The sequence below is a fragment of the Amycolatopsis sp. NPDC104819 genome, assembly GCF_055583145.1.
This window is the reverse complement of sequence record NZ_JBVJON010000002.1, coordinates 621,709-638,366: the sequence shown is the minus strand read 5'-3', so window position 1 is coordinate 638,366 and position 16,658 is coordinate 621,709. Positions and strand designations below refer to the sequence as shown.

The 16,658-nt window shown below is 73.3% G+C and carries 11 protein-coding genes and 1 riboswitch; of the genes, 1 reads left to right on the top strand and 10 read right to left on the bottom strand.

Translation table 11 applies throughout. The features are described from left to right. Positions 1-64: 64 nt before the first annotated feature. Positions 65-1,276 (bottom strand): fumarylacetoacetase, encoded by a 1,212-nt coding sequence (fahA, locus tag ACZ63E_RS07985; protein WP_465335306.1) that lies wholly within the window; start codon positions 1,274-1,276, stop codon positions 65-67. After that, positions 1,273-7,902, bottom strand: a complete 6,630-nt coding sequence (locus ACZ63E_RS07980; protein WP_465335305.1) for a DUF885 domain-containing protein — start codon at positions 7,900-7,902, stop codon at positions 1,273-1,275. Before ACZ63E_RS07980 ends, fahA begins: the two co-directional genes overlap by 4 nt. Before the next feature lie 133 nt (positions 7,903-8,035). On the opposite strand from ACZ63E_RS07980, the gene ACZ63E_RS07975 reads away from it, so the two are divergent. Further along, a complete protein-coding gene (locus ACZ63E_RS07975; protein ID WP_465335304.1) occupies positions 8,036-9,040 on the top strand; it encodes an AsnC family protein in 1,005 nt (334 codons plus the stop codon). Here ACZ63E_RS07975 and ACZ63E_RS07970 read toward each other — a convergent pair. The 8 genes from ACZ63E_RS07970 to ACZ63E_RS07935 form a co-directional block, all read right to left on the bottom strand. Beyond that, entirely contained in the window at positions 9,037-9,966 is a 930-nt protein-coding gene (locus ACZ63E_RS07970) for an RluA family pseudouridine synthase (RefSeq protein ID WP_465309907.1), read from the bottom strand. The two genes, ACZ63E_RS07975 and ACZ63E_RS07970, sit on opposite strands and share 4 nt — an antisense overlap. After that, on the bottom strand, positions 9,963-10,544 hold the full coding sequence (lspA, locus tag ACZ63E_RS07965) for a signal peptidase II (RefSeq protein ID WP_465335516.1): 582 nt from the start codon (positions 10,542-10,544) through the stop codon (positions 9,963-9,965). Before lspA ends, ACZ63E_RS07970 begins: the two co-directional genes overlap by 4 nt. Positions 10,545-10,631: 87 nt before the next feature. Next, positions 10,632-11,264 (bottom strand): hypothetical protein, encoded by a 633-nt coding sequence (locus tag ACZ63E_RS07960; RefSeq protein ID WP_465335302.1) that lies wholly within the window; start codon positions 11,262-11,264, stop codon positions 10,632-10,634. Then, entirely contained in the window at positions 11,204-11,827 is a 624-nt protein-coding gene (locus ACZ63E_RS07955; RefSeq protein ID WP_465335300.1) for a hypothetical protein, read from the bottom strand. The genes ACZ63E_RS07960 and ACZ63E_RS07955 overlap by 61 nt, the downstream gene beginning before the upstream one ends. A 16-nt stretch (positions 11,828-11,843) precedes the next feature. Then, complete coding sequence (locus ACZ63E_RS07950) at positions 11,844-13,199, bottom strand: aminotransferase class V-fold PLP-dependent enzyme (protein ID WP_465335298.1); 1,356 nt, start codon at positions 13,197-13,199, stop codon at positions 11,844-11,846. 37 nt (positions 13,200-13,236) lie between these two features. Continuing rightward, positions 13,237-13,351, bottom strand: a riboswitch (SAM riboswitch). Positions 13,352-13,444: 93 nt separating this feature from the next. Further along, entirely contained in the window at positions 13,445-14,101 is a 657-nt protein-coding gene (locus ACZ63E_RS07945; protein ID WP_465335296.1) for a M23 family metallopeptidase, read from the bottom strand. A 234-nt stretch (positions 14,102-14,335) separates the two neighbouring features. Continuing rightward, positions 14,336-15,814, bottom strand: a complete 1,479-nt coding sequence (locus tag ACZ63E_RS07940; RefSeq protein WP_465335294.1) for a potassium/proton antiporter — start codon at positions 15,812-15,814, stop codon at positions 14,336-14,338. Positions 15,815-15,909: 95 nt separating this feature from the next. Next, positions 15,910-16,593: an ArsR/SmtB family transcription factor gene (locus tag ACZ63E_RS07935; RefSeq protein WP_465335292.1), complete on the bottom strand. Its 684-nt coding sequence runs from the start codon at positions 16,591-16,593 to the stop codon at positions 15,910-15,912. Positions 16,594-16,658: the final 65 nt, after the last annotated feature.

Genomic DNA, 16,658 nt, shown 5'->3' with positions numbered 1-16,658 from the left:
CGACCCTCTCATCCGCGTCCGTCCTTCGCAGTCCGGACACCGCCGACGGGGGATCGTCACGGCCTCAGCCGGGAACCACCGTCCCCCGCACGTCGCCGAACCCGATCCGCGTGCCATCCGGACCCGGCGCGGTCGCGCTGATCACGACCTCGTCGCCGTCCTCCAGGAACGCGCGGGTGCCGCCGTCCGGCAGCTCGAACGGCTCGCGCCCGCCCCACGACAGCTCCAGCAGCGATCCGCGCTGGGTCCGCTCCGGGCCGGTCACCGTGCCCGAGGCGTACAGGTCCCCCGTGCGCAGGCTCGCGCCGTTGACCGTCAGGTGCGCCAGCTGCTGCGGGGCCGTCCAGTAGTGCGTGGCGAACGGCGGGCTCGACACGAGGTGCCCGTTGAGCCGGATCTCGATAGCCAGGTCCAGGCCCCACTTTTCGCCGGTGCGCAGGTATTCGAGCGGCTCCGGCTCCTGGAGCGGCCCGTCGACGCGCGCGTGTTCCAGCGCCGCCAGCGGGACGATCCACGGGGACACCGACGTCGCGAACGACTTGCCGAGGAACGGCCCCAGCGGCTGGGACTCCCAGGCCTGCAGGTCGCGCGCCGACCAGTCGTTGACCAGGCAGACACCGAAAACGTGCGCCTCGAAGTCCGATGTGGACACCGGCGTGCCCGGGACGGACGGGACACCGACGACAAAACCCACTTCCGCCTCGACGTCCAGTGAGCGCGACGGGCCGAACTCCGGGACTTCGGCGTCACGCGGCTTGCGCTGCCCGTTCGGGCGGACGACGGGGGTCCCGGACGTCACGACGGTGCCCGCCCGGCCGTGGTAGCCGATCGGCAGGTGTTTCCAGTTCGGCGACAGCTCGGCCGCGTCCGGGCGGAAGATCCTGCTCGCGTTGAGGGCGTGTTGCTCGCTCGAGTAGAAGTCGACGTAATCGGCGACCTCGAACGCCAGGTGCGTGGTGACTTCGGTGAGCGGCACCAGGTGCGGCCGCAGTTGGTCGGCGTAGCGGGGTTCGGTCAGCCACTCGCGGACGCTCTCGCGGACCTCCCGCCAGGTGCCCGGCCCGGCGGCCAGCAGCGGGTTGAGCACCCCGGTGGTGAGCAGCGGGGCGAACGGCGCGGCCGTCTCCGCCGCGGCGGCGGTCAGGTCGAGCACGTGCTCCCCGACCGCCACCCCGATCCGGCGTTCGGGCCCGCCGGCGACGGAAAAGGCGCCGTAGGGCAGGTTGTCCAGGCCGAACGGCGTGGTGTCGGGCAGGTCGAGCCAGGTCACGTTCACTCCTCGTCCCGGGGCGCCGCGGCTCGCGCCGCCACCCAGTCGGCCACCACGTCCGCCAGCACCGGGATGGGCAGGGTTCCGTGGCCCAGCACCGTGTCGTGGAACTCGCGGATGTCGAACCGCTCGCCCAGCGCCTGCTCGGCTTCGGCGCGCAGGCGTTCGAACTCCAGCCGGCCGACCATGTACCCGAGCGCCTGCGCGGGGTGGCCCGCGTAGCGGTCGATCTCCGCTTCGATCTCGATCCGGGCCATCGGGGTGTGCTCGACGAGGTAGTCGACCGCCCGCTGCCGGCTCCAGCCCAGCGCGTGCAGGCCCGTGTCCACCACCAGCCGCGCCGCGCGCATCGAATCCTGGGTCAGCAGGCCGAGCCGCGCGACGTCGTCGGAGTACAGGCCCATCTCGTCCGCGAGGCGCTCCGCGTAGAGGCCCCAGCCTTCGGCGTACGCGTTGAACATCGCGAGCCGGCGCAACAGCGGGACGCCGGTCAGCTGCTGCGCGAGCGTCACCTGGAAGTGGTGCCCCGGCACGGCTTCGTGGAACGCGATCGCCTCGCCCAGCGTCCGCTGCCGTTGGTCGGCCTCGTGGGTGTTGGCGTAGTACGTTCCCGGCCGCGAGCCGTCCAGCGACGCCTCGATGTAGTACGCGATCGAGCCGCTCGCCGCCTCCGCCGCGGGCACCGGCGCGACCGCGCACCGCTGCCCGGGAAGCCGGCCGAACCACTGCGGCGCCACGGCTTCCGCCCGCTCGATCGTCGCCCGGGCGGCGGCCAGGAGCTCCTCGCCGTCGCGCCAGCGCAGCGCCGGGTCGGTCCGGATCCGGTCGAAGATCTCCGCGAGATCGGTGGTGCCGAACACCTTCCCGCCGACTTCGCGGTACTCCTCGGCGAGCCGTTCGATGATCGCGAGCCCGGTGTCGTGCAGCTCCTGGGCCGTGCGTTCGGTTGTCGTCTCGGCGCGGATCAGCGCCGCGTACCGCTCCGGCCCGCCCGGCAGGTCACCGATCCCCGGCGACGTCTCCGGGCGCGCGACCGGCACCACCTCCGAAGCCAGGAAGTCCCGGTACCGCGCATAAGCGGGCCGCACGACCTCGGCCAGCAGGCGGTCTCGTTCGGCTTCGAGCCCCTGGACGGGCACCTTCAGCGGGTCGTTCTCCGGGTCGTCCAGGTAACGCCCGACGTACCCGACGCCGATGCGCGCCAGGAACTCCGGCGGGGTGAACCCCTCGGCGAGCGTCGCCCGCTGCCGCTCGATCAGCTGGTCCAGGTAGGTGCCGACCGCGGCCAGGCGGGTCAGGTAACCGCGGGCCTTGGCGTCGTCGTCGAGCACCGTCTGCGGCAGCATCATCAGCAGCTCGAGCGCCGGCGCGGCCATCCCGTCGCTCACCGCGATGTCGGCCCGGCGGGAGTCGTGCACGTCGATCTGCGTGCGCGCCTGCCAGATCACGACGTCACGGGTGACGCGCTCGGCGGCGGTCGCCGGCTCGAGCGCCTCCGCACGCGTGATGATCGCGGCGAACCCGGCGCGGTGCCGCGCGGCCGCCTCGTCGGTCTGGTCGGCGAGCCGGTCGTGGGCGCCCGGCAGGCCGTAGAGCGACGGCCACAGCGGCTGGGCCTCGAACATCAGCTTCAGGCATTCGTCGGCGAGGGAGTCCGGCGTGTCACGGCGGCTCGCCACCCAGTCGGCGACCACGCCGGACAGCACCGGCAGCGGCAGGGTGCCGCTGCCCAGCACGACGTCGTGGAACTCGCGGATGTCGAACCGCTCGCCGAGCGCCTGCTCGGCTTCGGCCCGCAGCCGCTGGATCTCCAGCCGCCCGACCATGTACCCGAGCGCCTGCCCCGGGTTGGCCACGTACCGGTCGATCTCCGCCTCGATCTCCAGCCGCGCCATCGGCGTGTGCTCGACGAGGTAGTCGACCGCCCGCTGCCGGCTCCACCCGAGCGCGTGCAGCCCGGTGTCGACGACCAGGCGCCCGGCGCGCATCGAGTCCTGGGTGAGCATGCCCAGCCGCGAGACGTCGTCGGAGTAGAGGCCCATCTCGTCCGCGAGCCGCTCGGCGTAGAGGCCCCAGCCCTCGGCGTAGGCGTTCACGCTCGCGATCAGGCGCAGCAACGGCAGCCCGGTGAGACCCTGCGCGAGGCACTGCTGGAAGTGGTGCCCCGGCACGGCTTCGTGGAACGCCACGGCCTCGCTGGTGAACCGCGGCCGCTTCCCGGCCTCGTGGGTGTTGGCGTAGTAGACACCCGGGCGCGTGCCGTCGAGCGACGGCCGCAGGTAGTACGCGATCGTGCCGCTGGTAGCCTCGGCCGCGGGCACCGGCGCGACCTCGCACCGCTGCTCCGGAACCCGGGAGAACCATTGCGGCGCCACGGCTTCCGCGCGGGTGATGGCCGCGCGGGCCCCCGCCAGCAGCTCTTCGCCGTCGCGCCAGCGCAGCGCCGGGTCGGTCCGGATCCGGTCGAAGATCTCCGCGAGATCGGTGGTGCCGAACAGCTTCGCCCCGACCTCGCGGTACTCCTCGGCGAGCCCGTCGATCAACGCTAGCCCGGTGTCGTGCAGGTCCTGCGCCGTGCGCTCGGTCGTCGTCTCGGCGCGGATCAGCGCGGCGTACCGCTCCGGCCCGCCGGGCAGCTGCCCGATGCCCGGCTCGGTCTCGGGGCGGGCCACCGGCGCGACCTCGTCGGCGAGGAACGCCCGATACCGCGCGTACGCCGGGTGGACGACGTCGGTGAGCAAGCGGTCGCGTTCGGCTTCGAAGCCTTCGCGCGCGTACGACGGTGTCACCCGCAACGGGTCGCTCTCCGGCGCACCCAGGTAGCGGTCGAGGTAGGCGACGCCGGCGCGCACCAGGAAGTCCGGCGGCACGAGCCCCTCGCCCACCGCGGCCCGCTGCCGGACCACAAGCGCGTCGAGGTACTCCCCCACCCCGGCGAGCCGGGCCAGGTAGCCGGCCACCTTCGGTTCGTCGTCCAGCACCGTCTGCGGCAGGTACAGCAGCAGCTGCAGCGCGGGCGCGCCGAGCCCGTCGCTGACCGCGAAGTCGGCCCGGCGGGAGTCGATCGTGTCGATCTCGGTCCGCGCCTGGGAAACCACGACGTCCCGCGTGACCCGCTCGGCGGCGGTCAGCCCGGCCGGGTCGATCGCCTCGGCGCGCGCGGCGATCGCCACGTAGCCGGCGCGGGCCCGGGTTTCGGCCTCGGCCGACGGGTCCGGCAGGCGGTTGTGCGCCCCCGGCAGGCCGAACACCGACGGGGCAATCGGCTGCCGTTCGAAGTTCAGCTCCACCAGCTCGTCGGCCAGCCGGTCGGGCGTGTCCCCCTGGCCCGCCACCCAGTCCGAGACGACCTTCGCCAGCGCGGACAGCGGCAGCATGCCGTGCCCGAGCACGACGTCGTGGAAACCGCGGATGTCGAACCGCTCGCCCAGCGCCTCCTCGGCTTCGGCCCGCAGCCGCTGGATCTCCAGCCGCCCCACCATGTACCCGAGCGCCTGCCCCGGCCAGCCGATGTACCGGTCGATCTCCGCTTCGATCTCCAGCCGCGCCATCGGCGTGTTTTCGACGAGAAAGTCGATCGCCCGCTGCCGGCTCCAGCCCAGCGCGTGCAGCCCGGTGTCGACGACCAGCCGGCCCGCGCGCATCGAATCCTGGGTCAGCAGGCCGAACCGGGCGACGTCGTCGGAGTAGAGGCCCATCTCGTCGGCCAGCCGCTCGGCGTAGAGCCCCCAGCCCTCGGCGTAGGCGTTGAACATGCCGACCCGCCGCAGCAGCGGCAGGTCCGTCAGCTCCTGGGCCAGGCTGAGCTGGAAGTGGTGCCCCGGCACGGCTTCGTGGAACGCGATCGCCTCGCTGGTGAACCGCGGCCGCTTCTCGGCTTCGTGGGTGTTGGCGTAGTACGTGCCCGGGCGGGTGCCCTCGAGCGACGGCGGCAGGTAGTACGCGATCGTGCCGCTCGCCGCGTCCGCTTCGGGTACCGGCGCGACTTCGCACTTCTCCGCGGGGAGGTGCGAGAACCATTGCGGCGCCACGGCTTCCGCCCGCGCGATGGCGTCACGGGCCGCGGCGAGCAGCTCCTCGCCGTCCCGCCAGCGCAGGGCCGGGTCGGTGCGCAGGCGTTCGAAGATCTCCGCGAGATCCGTGGTGCCGAACACCTTCCCGCCCAGTTCGCGGTACTCCTCCGCGAGTTTCCCGATGATCGCCAGCCCGGTGTCGTGCAGGTCCTGCGCCGTGCGCTCGGTCGTCGTCTCGGCCCGGATCAGCGCGGCGTACCGCTCGGCGCCGCCCGGCACGTGCCCGATCCCGGGCTCGGTGTCGGGCCGCCCCGCCGGTTCGACCTCGGTGCGCAGGAAGTCGCGGTAGCGCGTGTAGGCCGGGTGGACGACCTCGGTGAGCAGGCGGTCGCGTTCGGCTTCGAACCCCTCGACCGCCGCCGTCGTCCCGACCTTCAGCACGTCGGTGTCCGCCGCCGCGAGGTAGCGGTCGATGTACTCGACGCCGACCCGGGCGAGGAACGCCGGCGGCACGAGCCCCTCGGCGAGGCTCGCGCGCTGCCGCTCGGTCAGCGCGGCGAGGAACGGTTCGATCGCGGCGAGCCGCGCCAGGTACCCGCGCGCCTTCCGGTCGTCGTCCAGCTTGTAGTAGGGCAGGTACATCAGCAGCCCCAGCGCGGGCGAGGTGAACCCGTCGCTGACGGCGATGTCGGTCGCCCGCGACCCGAGCCGGTCCGCCTCGGTTTCCGCGGCAGCGGCCACGACTTCGCGCGTCACGGCCTCCTCCGCCGTCATGCCTTCGGCCGGCAGGGCCCGCGCGCGGGCCGCGAGACTCGTGTAGGCGGCGTGGAAACGCTCCTGCGCCGCCCGGGACTGGTCGCCGAGGCGGTCGTGGTCACCGGGCAGGCCGAGGACCGACGGGTGCAGCGGCTCCTGCTCGAACGTCAGCGTGACGAGCTCGTCCGCCAGGCCGTTCGCCGTGTCACCGTGCCCGGCCACCCACTCCTCGACGACGGAGGCGAGCACCGGCAGCGGCAGCGCGCCGCCGGAGAGCACAACGTCGTGGAACGCGCGGACGTCGAACCGGGAGCCGAGCCGCTGCTCGGCGCGGGTGCGGATCCGCTGGATCTCCAGCCGCCCCACCATGTACGCCAGCGCCTGACCGGGCCACGCGATGTAGCGGTCGACCTCGGACTCGATCTCGGGCAGCGCCTCCGGGGTGTGCTCGACCAGGTAGTCCACGGCCTGCTGCCGGGTCCAGCCCAGCGCGTGCAGGCCGGTGTCGACGACCAGCCGGCCCGCCCGCAGCGAGTCGCCGGTCAGCATGCCCAGGCGCGCGACGTCGTCGGAGAAGAGGCCCATCTCGTCGGCGAGGCGCTCGCTGTAGAGCCCCCAGCCCTCGACGTAGGCGGTGAACATGCCGATCCGCCGCAGCAGCGGCAGCCCGGTGAGGCCCTGCGCGGTGCTGAGCTGGAAGTGGTGCCCCGGCACGGCTTCGTGGAACGCGATCGTCTCGGCCGGGTGCCGCAGCCGCTCGGTGGCCTCGTGGGTGTTGGCGAAGTAGATGCCGGGCCGGGAGCCGTCGTCGGCCGGCCGCAGGTAGTACGCCGCGGGCGCGCCGGGCGCGACCTCCGCCGGCACCGCCTCGACGGTGCACGGCTGCGCCGGGATCCGGCCGAACCACTTCGGCGCCTCGGCGGTGGCCCGCGCGACGGCCGAGCGGGCGGTGTCGAGCAGCTCCTCGGCGCTGGTCCAGCGCAGGGCCGGGTCGGTGCGCAGCCGCGCGAAGATCTCCGCCAGGTCGTCGGTGCCGAACACCCGGAGCCCCAGCTCGCGGTACTCGGCGGCCAGCGACTCGATGACGTCGAGGCCGGTCTGGTGCAGCTGTGCCGGAGTCAGGTCGGTGGTCGTGTGCACCCGGGCGAGCCGCGCGTACGCCGCTTCGCCGCCCGGCAGCGCGGAGAGGCCGGGACGGTCGGCTGGCCGCCCGTGCGGCTTCACCTCGGCGAGGAGGAACTCGCGGTACTCGGCGAACGCGGGGCGGACGACGTCGGCGAGCAGCTCGTCGCGCCGACGCTCGAACTCCCCGTCCGGCGCCGGCTGGCGGCGCAGCGGGTCGGCGGCCGGCTCGGCGAGGTAGCGGTCGAGGTGCGCGACCGCGGCGTCGACCAGGTGGGCCACCGGGACCAGGCCGTCGGTGATGCCCTCGGTGTGCCGGCGCGCGGCCTGGCGCAGGTACGCCGGGACCGCGGCGAGCCGCCCGAGCTGCGCCTCCGCTGTCTCGCCCGCCGTCACGGGGGTCATCGGCAGGTTCAGGAGCAGGGTCGCCGCGGGCCCGATGGAGAGGTCGGTGACGGTGAACTCGGCCGTCCGCGCGTCGATCACCGCGATGCGGGCCTCGGCGGAGGTGATCAGGACGTCCCGGGTGACCCGGTCCTCGGCCGCCAGGCCCTCGGTCCCGAGCGCGCGCGCCCGCTCCAGGACCGCCGCGATCCGGGCCCGGGAGGCCTGCTCGGCTTCGGCCGACAAGTCCGGCAAACCGGTCGCCGCCGGGCGGACGCCCAGCACCGCCGGCGTCAGCGGATCGGCGGCGAACAGCGCTTCGACGAACTCGTCGGCGAGTTCGGTGACCGCGGTCATGACGGGACCCCCAGCTATCGGTGTTGTGCTCCCGGCCGACCCTAACGGAGATCACCGACAAGAACGGCCGGTCGTTCGCCGGGGGCGGACGGCCTCGGCGCGACCGGCGGGGCGACGCGGTAGCGTTCACCGAGTGGCCGTGACCGATCCCGTGGACATCCGCCTGCTCGCCGCGCTCGCCGACCTCGGCAAGGCCGCGGTGCACGAGCTCGCGGCCAAGGTCGGCATGGATCCCCGCGAGGTCGCCTACCGGCTGGTCGCCCTGTCCGGCAGCGGGCTCCCGCTGCTCGTCGGCGTCGAAAGCGACCCGAACGGCCTGCGCGCGGCCATCGCCGGCGCGCCGCCGTCGTGGGCGAACCGGCCACCCGCGGCGCCGCAGTTCCCGCCGTCGCAGCCGGTGCCGCAGCAGCCGCCGATGCCCCCGGGCCCGGGTCCGCAGGGGGTGCCGTCCGGTCCGTACAACGTCCAGGGTGCGCCGTCGGGGCCGTACAACGTGCAAGGTGCGCCGTCCGGGCCGTACAACGTCCAGGGCACGCCGTCCGGGCGGTACCCCGGCCCGCCGCCCCGGCCCCCGCAGCAACAGCCGCCGCGTCCGCCGCAGCAGCAGTTCGCGCCGCCGCCGGTGCCGCTCGACCCGTCCGTCAGCACGTGGGGCCTGCCGCAGACGGCGTCGTGGGCCCGCGGTGACGATCCCCCGCGCACCGGTGCTCCCGGCGGCAAGCAGGGCCGGCTCGGCCAGGTCATGGAGACCCAGGGCCTGGAGGGCGAACAGCTGTCCGTGCAGCTGCTGGAGGTCCAGGACCCGGCGGACTTCCTCTTCAGCGCAGCCGGCTACCGCCTGGAGAACGGCGAACGCTCGGTGGTCGTGCACACCGAGATCACCAACCGCGGCGCGATCCCGTTCGCCTCACTGCCGGACAACTACCTCGAGCTGCTCGCCGCCGACGGCACGGCGATCGGCAAGGCACCGGTGTCGCTGACGTCGCGGCCGCCGCACAAGATCGGCGTCAAGCCGGGCGAAACCCTGGGCGGCCACACGGTGTACGTGCTCGCGGACACCACCCGCGTGGTCTCGGTCCGCTGGAGCCCGCGGCCGGAGCCGGACGAGCGCACCCTGACCTGGTCGATCGACGACTAGTAACTCTCGTCCTGCAGGATCTTCAGCGCGTTCGCCAGGTCTTCCGGGTACTCTGACTCGAACTCGACCCAGCGGCCGTCCGCCGGGTGCGCGAACGCCAGCGTCTTCGCGTGCAGCCACTGGCGGCTCAGGCCGAGGTGGCGGGCCAGGACCGGGTCCGCGCCGTAGGTGAGGTCCCCGACGCACGGGTGCTTCAGGGCCGAGAAGTGGACGCGGATCTGGTGCGTCCGCCCGGTTTCGAGCTTGATGTGCGCGAGCGACGCCGCGCGGAACGCCTCGACGACCTCGTAGTGCGTCACGCTCGGGCGGCCGCCCTGGACCACCGCGAACTTGTAGTCGTGGCGCGGGTGCCGGTCGATCGGGGCGTCGATCGTGCCGCGGGTCGGGTCCGGGTGGCCCTGGACGATCGCGTGGTAGCCCTTGTCGACCGTGCGCTCCTTGAACGCGCGCTTGAGCACGGTGTACGCGTGCTCGCTCTTGGCCACGACCATCACGCCGGTCGTGCCCGCGTCGAGCCGGTGCACCACGCCCTGGCGTTCGGCCGCGCCCGACGTCGCGATGCGCAGGCCGGCCGCGGCGAGGCCGCCGACGACCGTCGGGCCGGTCCAGCCCGGGCTCGGGTGCACGGCGACGCCGACCGGCTTCGAGATCACCACGATGTCGTCGTCGTCGTGCAGGATCTTCATGCCCTCGACGGGCTCGGCGACGATCTCGACCGGGTTCGCCGGCTCGGGCAGCGTGACCTCCAGGAGCCCGCCCGCGGCCAGCCGGTCGGACTTGCCCGCGGGGCGCCCGTCCAGCAGGACGTCGCCCGATTCGGCCAGTTCGGCGACCACCGTGCGGGAGAGGCCGAGCATCTTCGCTAGACCGGCGTCCACGCGCATCCCGTCGAGCCCGTCGGGCACCGGGAGCATCCGCGAGCTCACGCCTGGTCCTCCTGTGCTTCGGCCTTCTTCTTGTCCTTGGTCGACGTGCCGTCGTAGTCCTTGCCCAGCAGCGACAGCAGCACGATGAGCGCGCCGCCGACGCAGATCGCCGAGTCGGCGATGTTGAAGATCGCGAAGCCCTTGCCGTTGGGGGCGAACGCCGAGATGAAGTCGACGACGTGGCCCTGCAGGCCGCCCGGCGGGCGGAAGATGCGGTCGGTGAGGTTGCCCAGCGCCCCGGCCAGCACCAGCCCGAGGCCGATCGCCCAGCCGATCGAGCGCAGCCGCCGCGACAGCCAGATGATCGCGATGACGACGGCGAGCGCGACCAGCGCCAGCACCCACGTCATCCCGGTCGCCATCGAGAACGCGGCGCCCGGGTTGCGGATCACCTGCAGGTAGATCAGCCCGCCGAGGATCCGGACCGGCTCCTTGCCCTCCAGGTTCGCGACGACCAGGTTCTTCGTCACCAGGTCGATCGCCCAGAGCACGACCGCGACCGCGAACACCCAGCCGACACGACGCTTCGGCAGCAGCGGCTTCGCCGGGACCTCGGGGGTCTCCGGCGCGTCGGCCACGGGGTCGGGCGCCGCTTCGGCGGCGGCTTCGGTCTCGGGTTCGGAGTGGCTGGGCTCGGTGCTCACCGGTCCATTGTCCACGCCTGGTCAGGGTGCGTCGGCGGCAGTGTCGCGGGGACGCCGGAGGAGGACCGCGAACGCCGCGGCGAACAGCACGCTCGTCGCGGCGAGCGCCCCGGTCACCGGGGTCGGCAACAGCACGCTGACCAGCGCGAACACCACGGTCACGGCGAGCACGAACCAGCTGCGCTCGTAGGCGGCCAGCACCAGCAGCCCCAGCGCCGCGACGAGCGCGCCCCGGACGTCGCCGGGCAGCCGAAGCTCGACGGCGCCGAGCAGGTCGAGCAGCGGGACGGCGGCGAGCGCGGCCAGGGTGCCGAGCACGAACCGGACGGGCCGTGGCGGGGTGCCGGCGCGGCGCAGGTGCAGCCAGTGCCAGCCGGCGACGGCGAGCACGACACACGCGAGGCCGGCGAGCCAGCCGAGCGCCGCGGGCGGCACGACGTTCGTCGCGTAGACGTCGGTGGAGTACCACCCCGTGCCCCCGACCCCGCCGGTGCCGAGCCCGACCCCGGACAGGTCCTGGGCCAGCTCGTAAGCGCGCGAGTGCACGAACTGGCCGGCCTCCGGCGTTTCCGGGACCAGGGCGACCACCGCCATCACGAGCTGCGCGAACCCCAGTGCGGCCAACGGGAACCAGTGGTCGCGCGATCTCCCCATCGGGGCAGGATAGCGCCCGCCAGCAGGACGCCGGCCGAAATCAGCACGCCGGGCAGGTCCGCGACGAGGACGGCGGCCGCCCCGGAAAGCACGGCGGTGGCGAGGATCAACAGGCTGCGTTCCCACCACGCGACGACGGCGAGGCCGAGCGTCGCGAGGATCGGGCCCCGGGCCGTGGCGTCGAGGCCGAACCAGCTGTAAGCGAGCAAATCCAGCAGCGGCACCGCGAGCACGACGCCGGCGGCGGAGAGCACCGCGGCTTTCACGCCGAGCCGCCGGGCGTACCCGGCCACCACCGCGAGGAACGCGGCGATGAGCGCCCACTGCCAGGCCACCCCGATCCCACCGCGGTAGGCGATCACCGTGTCGGAAATGCCGAGGAACTGCTGCGGGCCACCATGGTCGTCGACAGTGAGCCCGAAGATGCTCTGGTACGACGGCGCGGCCGGCGCGAAGTGCGACGCCAGCTCGGCGGTCACGGCCGAGCGGCGGAACAGCTCGACCGTGACCAGGACCAGCTCGGCAAAACCGAGCAGTGCCAACGAAACCCCGTGCCTCCCCATCGGCCCAGGCTAGCGCTCAGCAGAACGGCGGGAGCTCCCGCGGGTCGCCGACCGGCGCCCAGCGGCCGTCCACCTTCGTGTATTCCCAGCGCGCGCCGCGGGCGACGATCTGGCGCAGCGCCAGCACCACGCGGTCGACGTGCTCCTCGGTGCTGCCGAGGCCGAGGCTGACGCGCACCGCCTGCCGGCCGTCACCGCCGGCGACACCGATGAGCCGCTTCGCCGCGATGTGGGCGCAGAACGCGCCGTCGCGCACGCCGATGCCGTACTCGGCGGACAGCACGGCCGCGAGCCAGCCGGGGTCGAAGCCGTCGACGACGAAGCTGACCGTGCCGACGCGGTCGACCGGCGCGTCGAACAACCGCAGCTCGGCGCAGCCGGGGATGCTCTCCAAACCCTTGCGCAGCCGGGTGAGCAGGGCCTGCTCGTGCGCTTCGACCGCGGCCCAGTTCCGGCTCAGGGTTTCGCAGGCGACACCGAGCGCGTACACACCGACGGTGTTGGGCGAGCCCGCTTCGTGGCGCTCGGGCCCGTCGTTCCAGACCACGGCGTCGTCGGTGACGAGCTTGGTCGCGCCGCCGCCGGCGAGGTACGGCTGGGCGGCGCGCAGCCAGTCGGCGCGGCCGATCAGCGCGCCGGCGCCGAACGGTGCGTACAGCTTGTGGCCGGAGAGGGCGACGTAGTCGACGTCCAGCTCCTTGATCGAGACGCGGCGGTGCGGGGCGAGCTGGGCGGCGTCGAGCGCGATGCGGGCGCCGTGTTTCCGTGCCACCGCGGCGATTTCGGCGACCGGGAGCAGTTCACCGGTCACATTGGAGGCTCCGGTGACGACCACCAGGCGCGGTCCTTCGGGGCAGCCGGCGAGCGCTTCGTCCACAGCGGACACCGCGGCGAGGCGGGTGCGCGGGGTCGGGATCCGCCGGACGTGCGGGCCCCGCCACGGAAGCAGCGCCGCGTGGTGCTCGGTGTCGAACACGACCACCGAGGTGCGCGGCGGGAGGCTGCGGGCGAGCAGGTTGAAGGAGTCCGTGGTGTTGCGGGTGAACACGACGGTGTCGGTCCGGCGCGCGCCGACAAACCGGCGCAGGGTGTCGCGGGTGCGCTCGTAGAGCTTGGTCGACACCTGCGACGCGAAGCCGGCGCCGCGGTGGACGCTGGCGTACCAGGGCAGGAACTCGTCGACGGCGCCGCGGACGGCCTCCAGGCACGGCGCGCTCGCCGCGTGGTCGAGGTTGGCGTAGCCGATATCGCCGCCGGTGACGAGCGGGACCCGCAGCGACGCGCCGGCGACGGCCGGGATCTCCTGCGGGACAACGGTTTCGACGAGCTCGACGGGAGCGACGGTGCTGGTGCGGTCGATGGCGAGAGTCATCGGTGCCTCCTCGGCAGTCCGGGGGACCCCGGCGAGGGGCCCGCGCTTGCCCGTCGCACGACGCGACCGGCCCGGTCTTCACCCGGGGCACCCCACCGCGGTAGGAGGGTTGCCGGCCAGCAAGCCGGGGCTTGACGCTGGCACTCATGACCTGGCTCGAAGGTAACCGAAACCGGACGCGGCGGCCAACCCCCGGTTCGCATTCTGAGACGCCGCTCACAGGACTGCGCAGGATGCGAGAAGGGTCAGAGCTTCGCGCGGAAGTGGCCCGGCAGCTGCGTGACGGCGTTGTCCGCGAGGTGCGTCGCGGTGCCCTGGTACTGCTCGGATCCGGCGGTGAAGAGCCAGCCGCCCAGGGTCTTCCCGTCGACCGGCTCGCCGTGGGCCGCGGCGACCGCCGTCGAAACCTCGGCGAAGGACTTGCCGTCCCAGTTCGCCGCCGGGGCGTCCGGCAGGGTCCAGAGCGTGAAGTGGACGTGCGCGCCGGTGCTGCTGCCGCCGCACGGGAGCGCGTTGCCGGTCGAGCCGAGCTCGGCCCCGGCCTCGACCTGCTCACCGTCGGTGACCTTGATGCCCTCCATGTGGTAGTACCCGGTGCGCCAGCCGCCGGCGTGGTCGATGGTCACCCAGTCGCCGCCCGCGCAGTGCTGGAGGTGCACGGTGCCGGCCAGCGGGGCCCGCACGGTGCGGTCGGCCGGGCTGAAGTCGACGGCGTTCTTGACCCCGGTGCTGCCGTCGTCGGAGTGGATGCCGGCCGAGTACACCTGCTGGCCCGCCTTGAACGGCAGGGCCAGGGCCGGGAACGGGGCCACTTCGGCGCTCGCGGCCGGCGCGGCGAGCAGCCCGCAGGCGGCGGTCATCACGGCGGCCAGAACCGCCCCACGAACGTGCAGCTTCGTCACCGTGCGTACTCCTTTGGCTGTTCACTCACCCATTCGAACTAACCGGATCGAGCGCACAGTAGGCCAAAGGTTGGATCACTGGGAAGATCACACGGCGTTTTTATGCCCGACGATCACCCTCACGGAAAAAGATCACCAGGTCAGCACGAGAACCGGACAAGGACCGGACAAGACGCAGGCCAGCGCAGGCCCAGTCGTCCGATCGATCACGGACCGGCCACGACCACGAACGGGCTAACGGCCCGACTCGCCCTTCCAGCGGGCCAGGCGCCCGGCCCGGTCCACCGCGCGGAGCCGGCGTTCGACGGTGTCGCGGACGACGCTCGTCGTGACGACCAGCAGCTGGTCGTGCTCCTGCAGCCGGCTCGTCTTCTGCGGGGTGAAGCCGGCGCCTTCGCGCACGACCAGGCTGACGGTCGCCCCGACCGGCAGGCGCAGCTCGGACAGGTACACGCCGTGCAGCTTCGACCCGGGCTGGATGCGGACCTGCAGCAGCTCGGCGCCCAGCTCGTCCAGCGGCGCGGAGTCGACCTCGATCTCGTGCGCCTCGGACTTCTTGGACAGCCCGAGCCACCGCGCGAGCGGCCCGAGCGTCGCCCCCTGGAGCAGCGTCAGCACGATGACCAGCACGAACACCGCGTCGACCAGCCGTTGCGCGCCCGGCAGCCCCTGCGAGAGCGGGATCATCGCGAGCACGATCGGCACCGCCCCGCGCAGCCCGGCCCACGACAGGAACGCTTGTTCCCGCCACGGCAGCTTGAACGGCAGCATCGACAGCACGACGGACACCGGCCGGGCCAGCAGCAGCACGACGGCGCCCGCGACCAGGCCCGGCACCAGCGTCTCGAGCAGCCGGCCCGGCGAGGCGAACAGCCCGAGCAGCACGAACAGCCCGATCTGCGCCAGCCAGCCCAGCCCTTCGGCGAACGACAGCGTGTCCGAGCGGTGCGGCAGCCGTGAGTTGCCGAGCACCAGCGCGGCGACGTAGGTGGCGAGCAGCCCGGACGCGTGCGCCAGCTGCCCGGACGAGTACGCCACGACGCACACCGCGACGGTGGCGAGCGGGTAGAGACCGGTTGCCGGCAGCGCGGCCCGGCGTAGCGCGATCCCGCCGAGCCAGCCGAAGGCGAGCCCGATGGCCAGGCCCGCGCCCAGCTCGTAGACCACCAGCAGCGGCAGCGTCCAATCCACAGTGGTGCCTTCGGCCAGCACGACGACGGCGATGTAGGCCGGCGCGTCGTTGATGCCGGACTCCAGCTCCAGCGCGCCGACGAGCCGTTTGCCGACGCCGGCCGTGCGCAGCACGGAGAACACCGCCGCCGCGTCCGTCGAGGCGAGGACCGCGCCCCACAGCAGGGCGAACCGCCAGTCCAGGCCCAGCAGGAAGTGCAGGGCCGCGCCGGTGACCGCGATGCTGACCACGACGGCCACAATGGACAGTGCGATTCCGATGCCCAGCGCGGGTTTCACCGCCGACCACCGGGTCGTCAGCCCGCCTTCGGCGAGGATCATGACCAGCGCGGCGAGCCCCAGCGACTGGGTCAGCTCGGGGTTGTCGAAGCGGATGCCGAAGCCGGCTTCGCCCAGCAGCACGCCCATCGCGAGGTAGAGCAGCAGCGAGGGCAGCCCGAGTCGGATCGACACGCGCACGGCGAGCACGGAGGCGAGCAGCACGACACCGCCGATGCCGAGCAGCACGGGAAGCTGGTCCATGCCGCCTCCCTCCGAGTGCCGTGGGCCCTCAGAATAGTGAGGCGGTGGGGTTAACTCGTTCGTGTACCGCTGGGGCGCGTCGCGGACGCGGTGTGTTAAGGCCCACCGAGCGCGGTGAGGTCGACACCGAGTGCGGCGAACGGCTTCTCCGCCGCGGGAAGCACCTTCACGGCGCGATGTCCGTCGTGGCCGACCCAGCCGGCGTCGACGGCCCGCTCGAGCAGCGCCGCGGGCAGCGCGCCGGCGAGGTGGTCGCGTCGCTCCGTCCAATCCAGACAGTCGCGCAGCAGCGGCCGCCGCCCGGCCGCGACCGGCACGCCGAGGTCGTCGAGCACCTCGCGGCCGCGGCCGGTCAGCGCGAGCCCGTCGCCGGCGTCGATCAGGCCGGTGGCCAGCATGCCGTCGCGGAGGGCGACGCCGAGAACACCGGCGAGGTGGTCGTAACAGGTGCGCGCGAAGCCGAGCCGCTTCACCCGCAGTGACGACTTCAGGCTCGTCACCGGCCGGTGCTCGGCGTGCTGGGCCAGGTGCTCGATCAGCTCGGCCACGCGCGGGTCGGCGATCCGGACGTAGGACGCGCGGCCCTGCTTGACCCGGGCGACGAACCCGGCGTCGGTCAGCCGCGTGACGTGCTCACTCGCCGTCGACAGCGCGATGCCGGCCGCCTTCGCCAGCTCACCGACGGTCCAGGCCCGCCCGTCCAGCAGCACGAGGCACATGGTGGCCCGGCTCGGATCCGCGAGCACGGCGGCCACTTCGGCCAGCGCGATCGTCTCCATACGACCACGGTACGACCCGCACCCTTCGCCCGCGGCCGAACCGACCCGGAGCTTTCACGTGAAAG

Coding starts and splice junctions, on each gene's coding strand:
- ACZ63E_RS07980 (WP_465335305.1), bottom strand. CDS start 7,902: ATGACCGCGGTCACCGAACTCGCCGACGAGTTCGTCGAAGCGCTGTTC.
- ACZ63E_RS07960 (WP_465335302.1), bottom strand. CDS start 11,264: ATGGGGAGATCGCGCGACCACTGGTTCCCGTTGGCCGCACTGGGGTTC.
- ACZ63E_RS07955 (WP_465335300.1), bottom strand. CDS start 11,827: ATGGGGAGGCACGGGGTTTCGTTGGCACTGCTCGGTTTTGCCGAGCTG.
- ACZ63E_RS07950 (WP_465335298.1), bottom strand. CDS start 13,199: ATGACTCTCGCCATCGACCGCACCAGCACCGTCGCTCCCGTCGAGCTC.
- ACZ63E_RS07940 (WP_465335294.1), bottom strand. CDS start 15,814: ATGGACCAGCTTCCCGTGCTGCTCGGCATCGGCGGTGTCGTGCTGCTC.
- ACZ63E_RS07935 (WP_465335292.1), bottom strand. CDS start 16,593: ATGGAGACGATCGCGCTGGCCGAAGTGGCCGCCGTGCTCGCGGATCCG.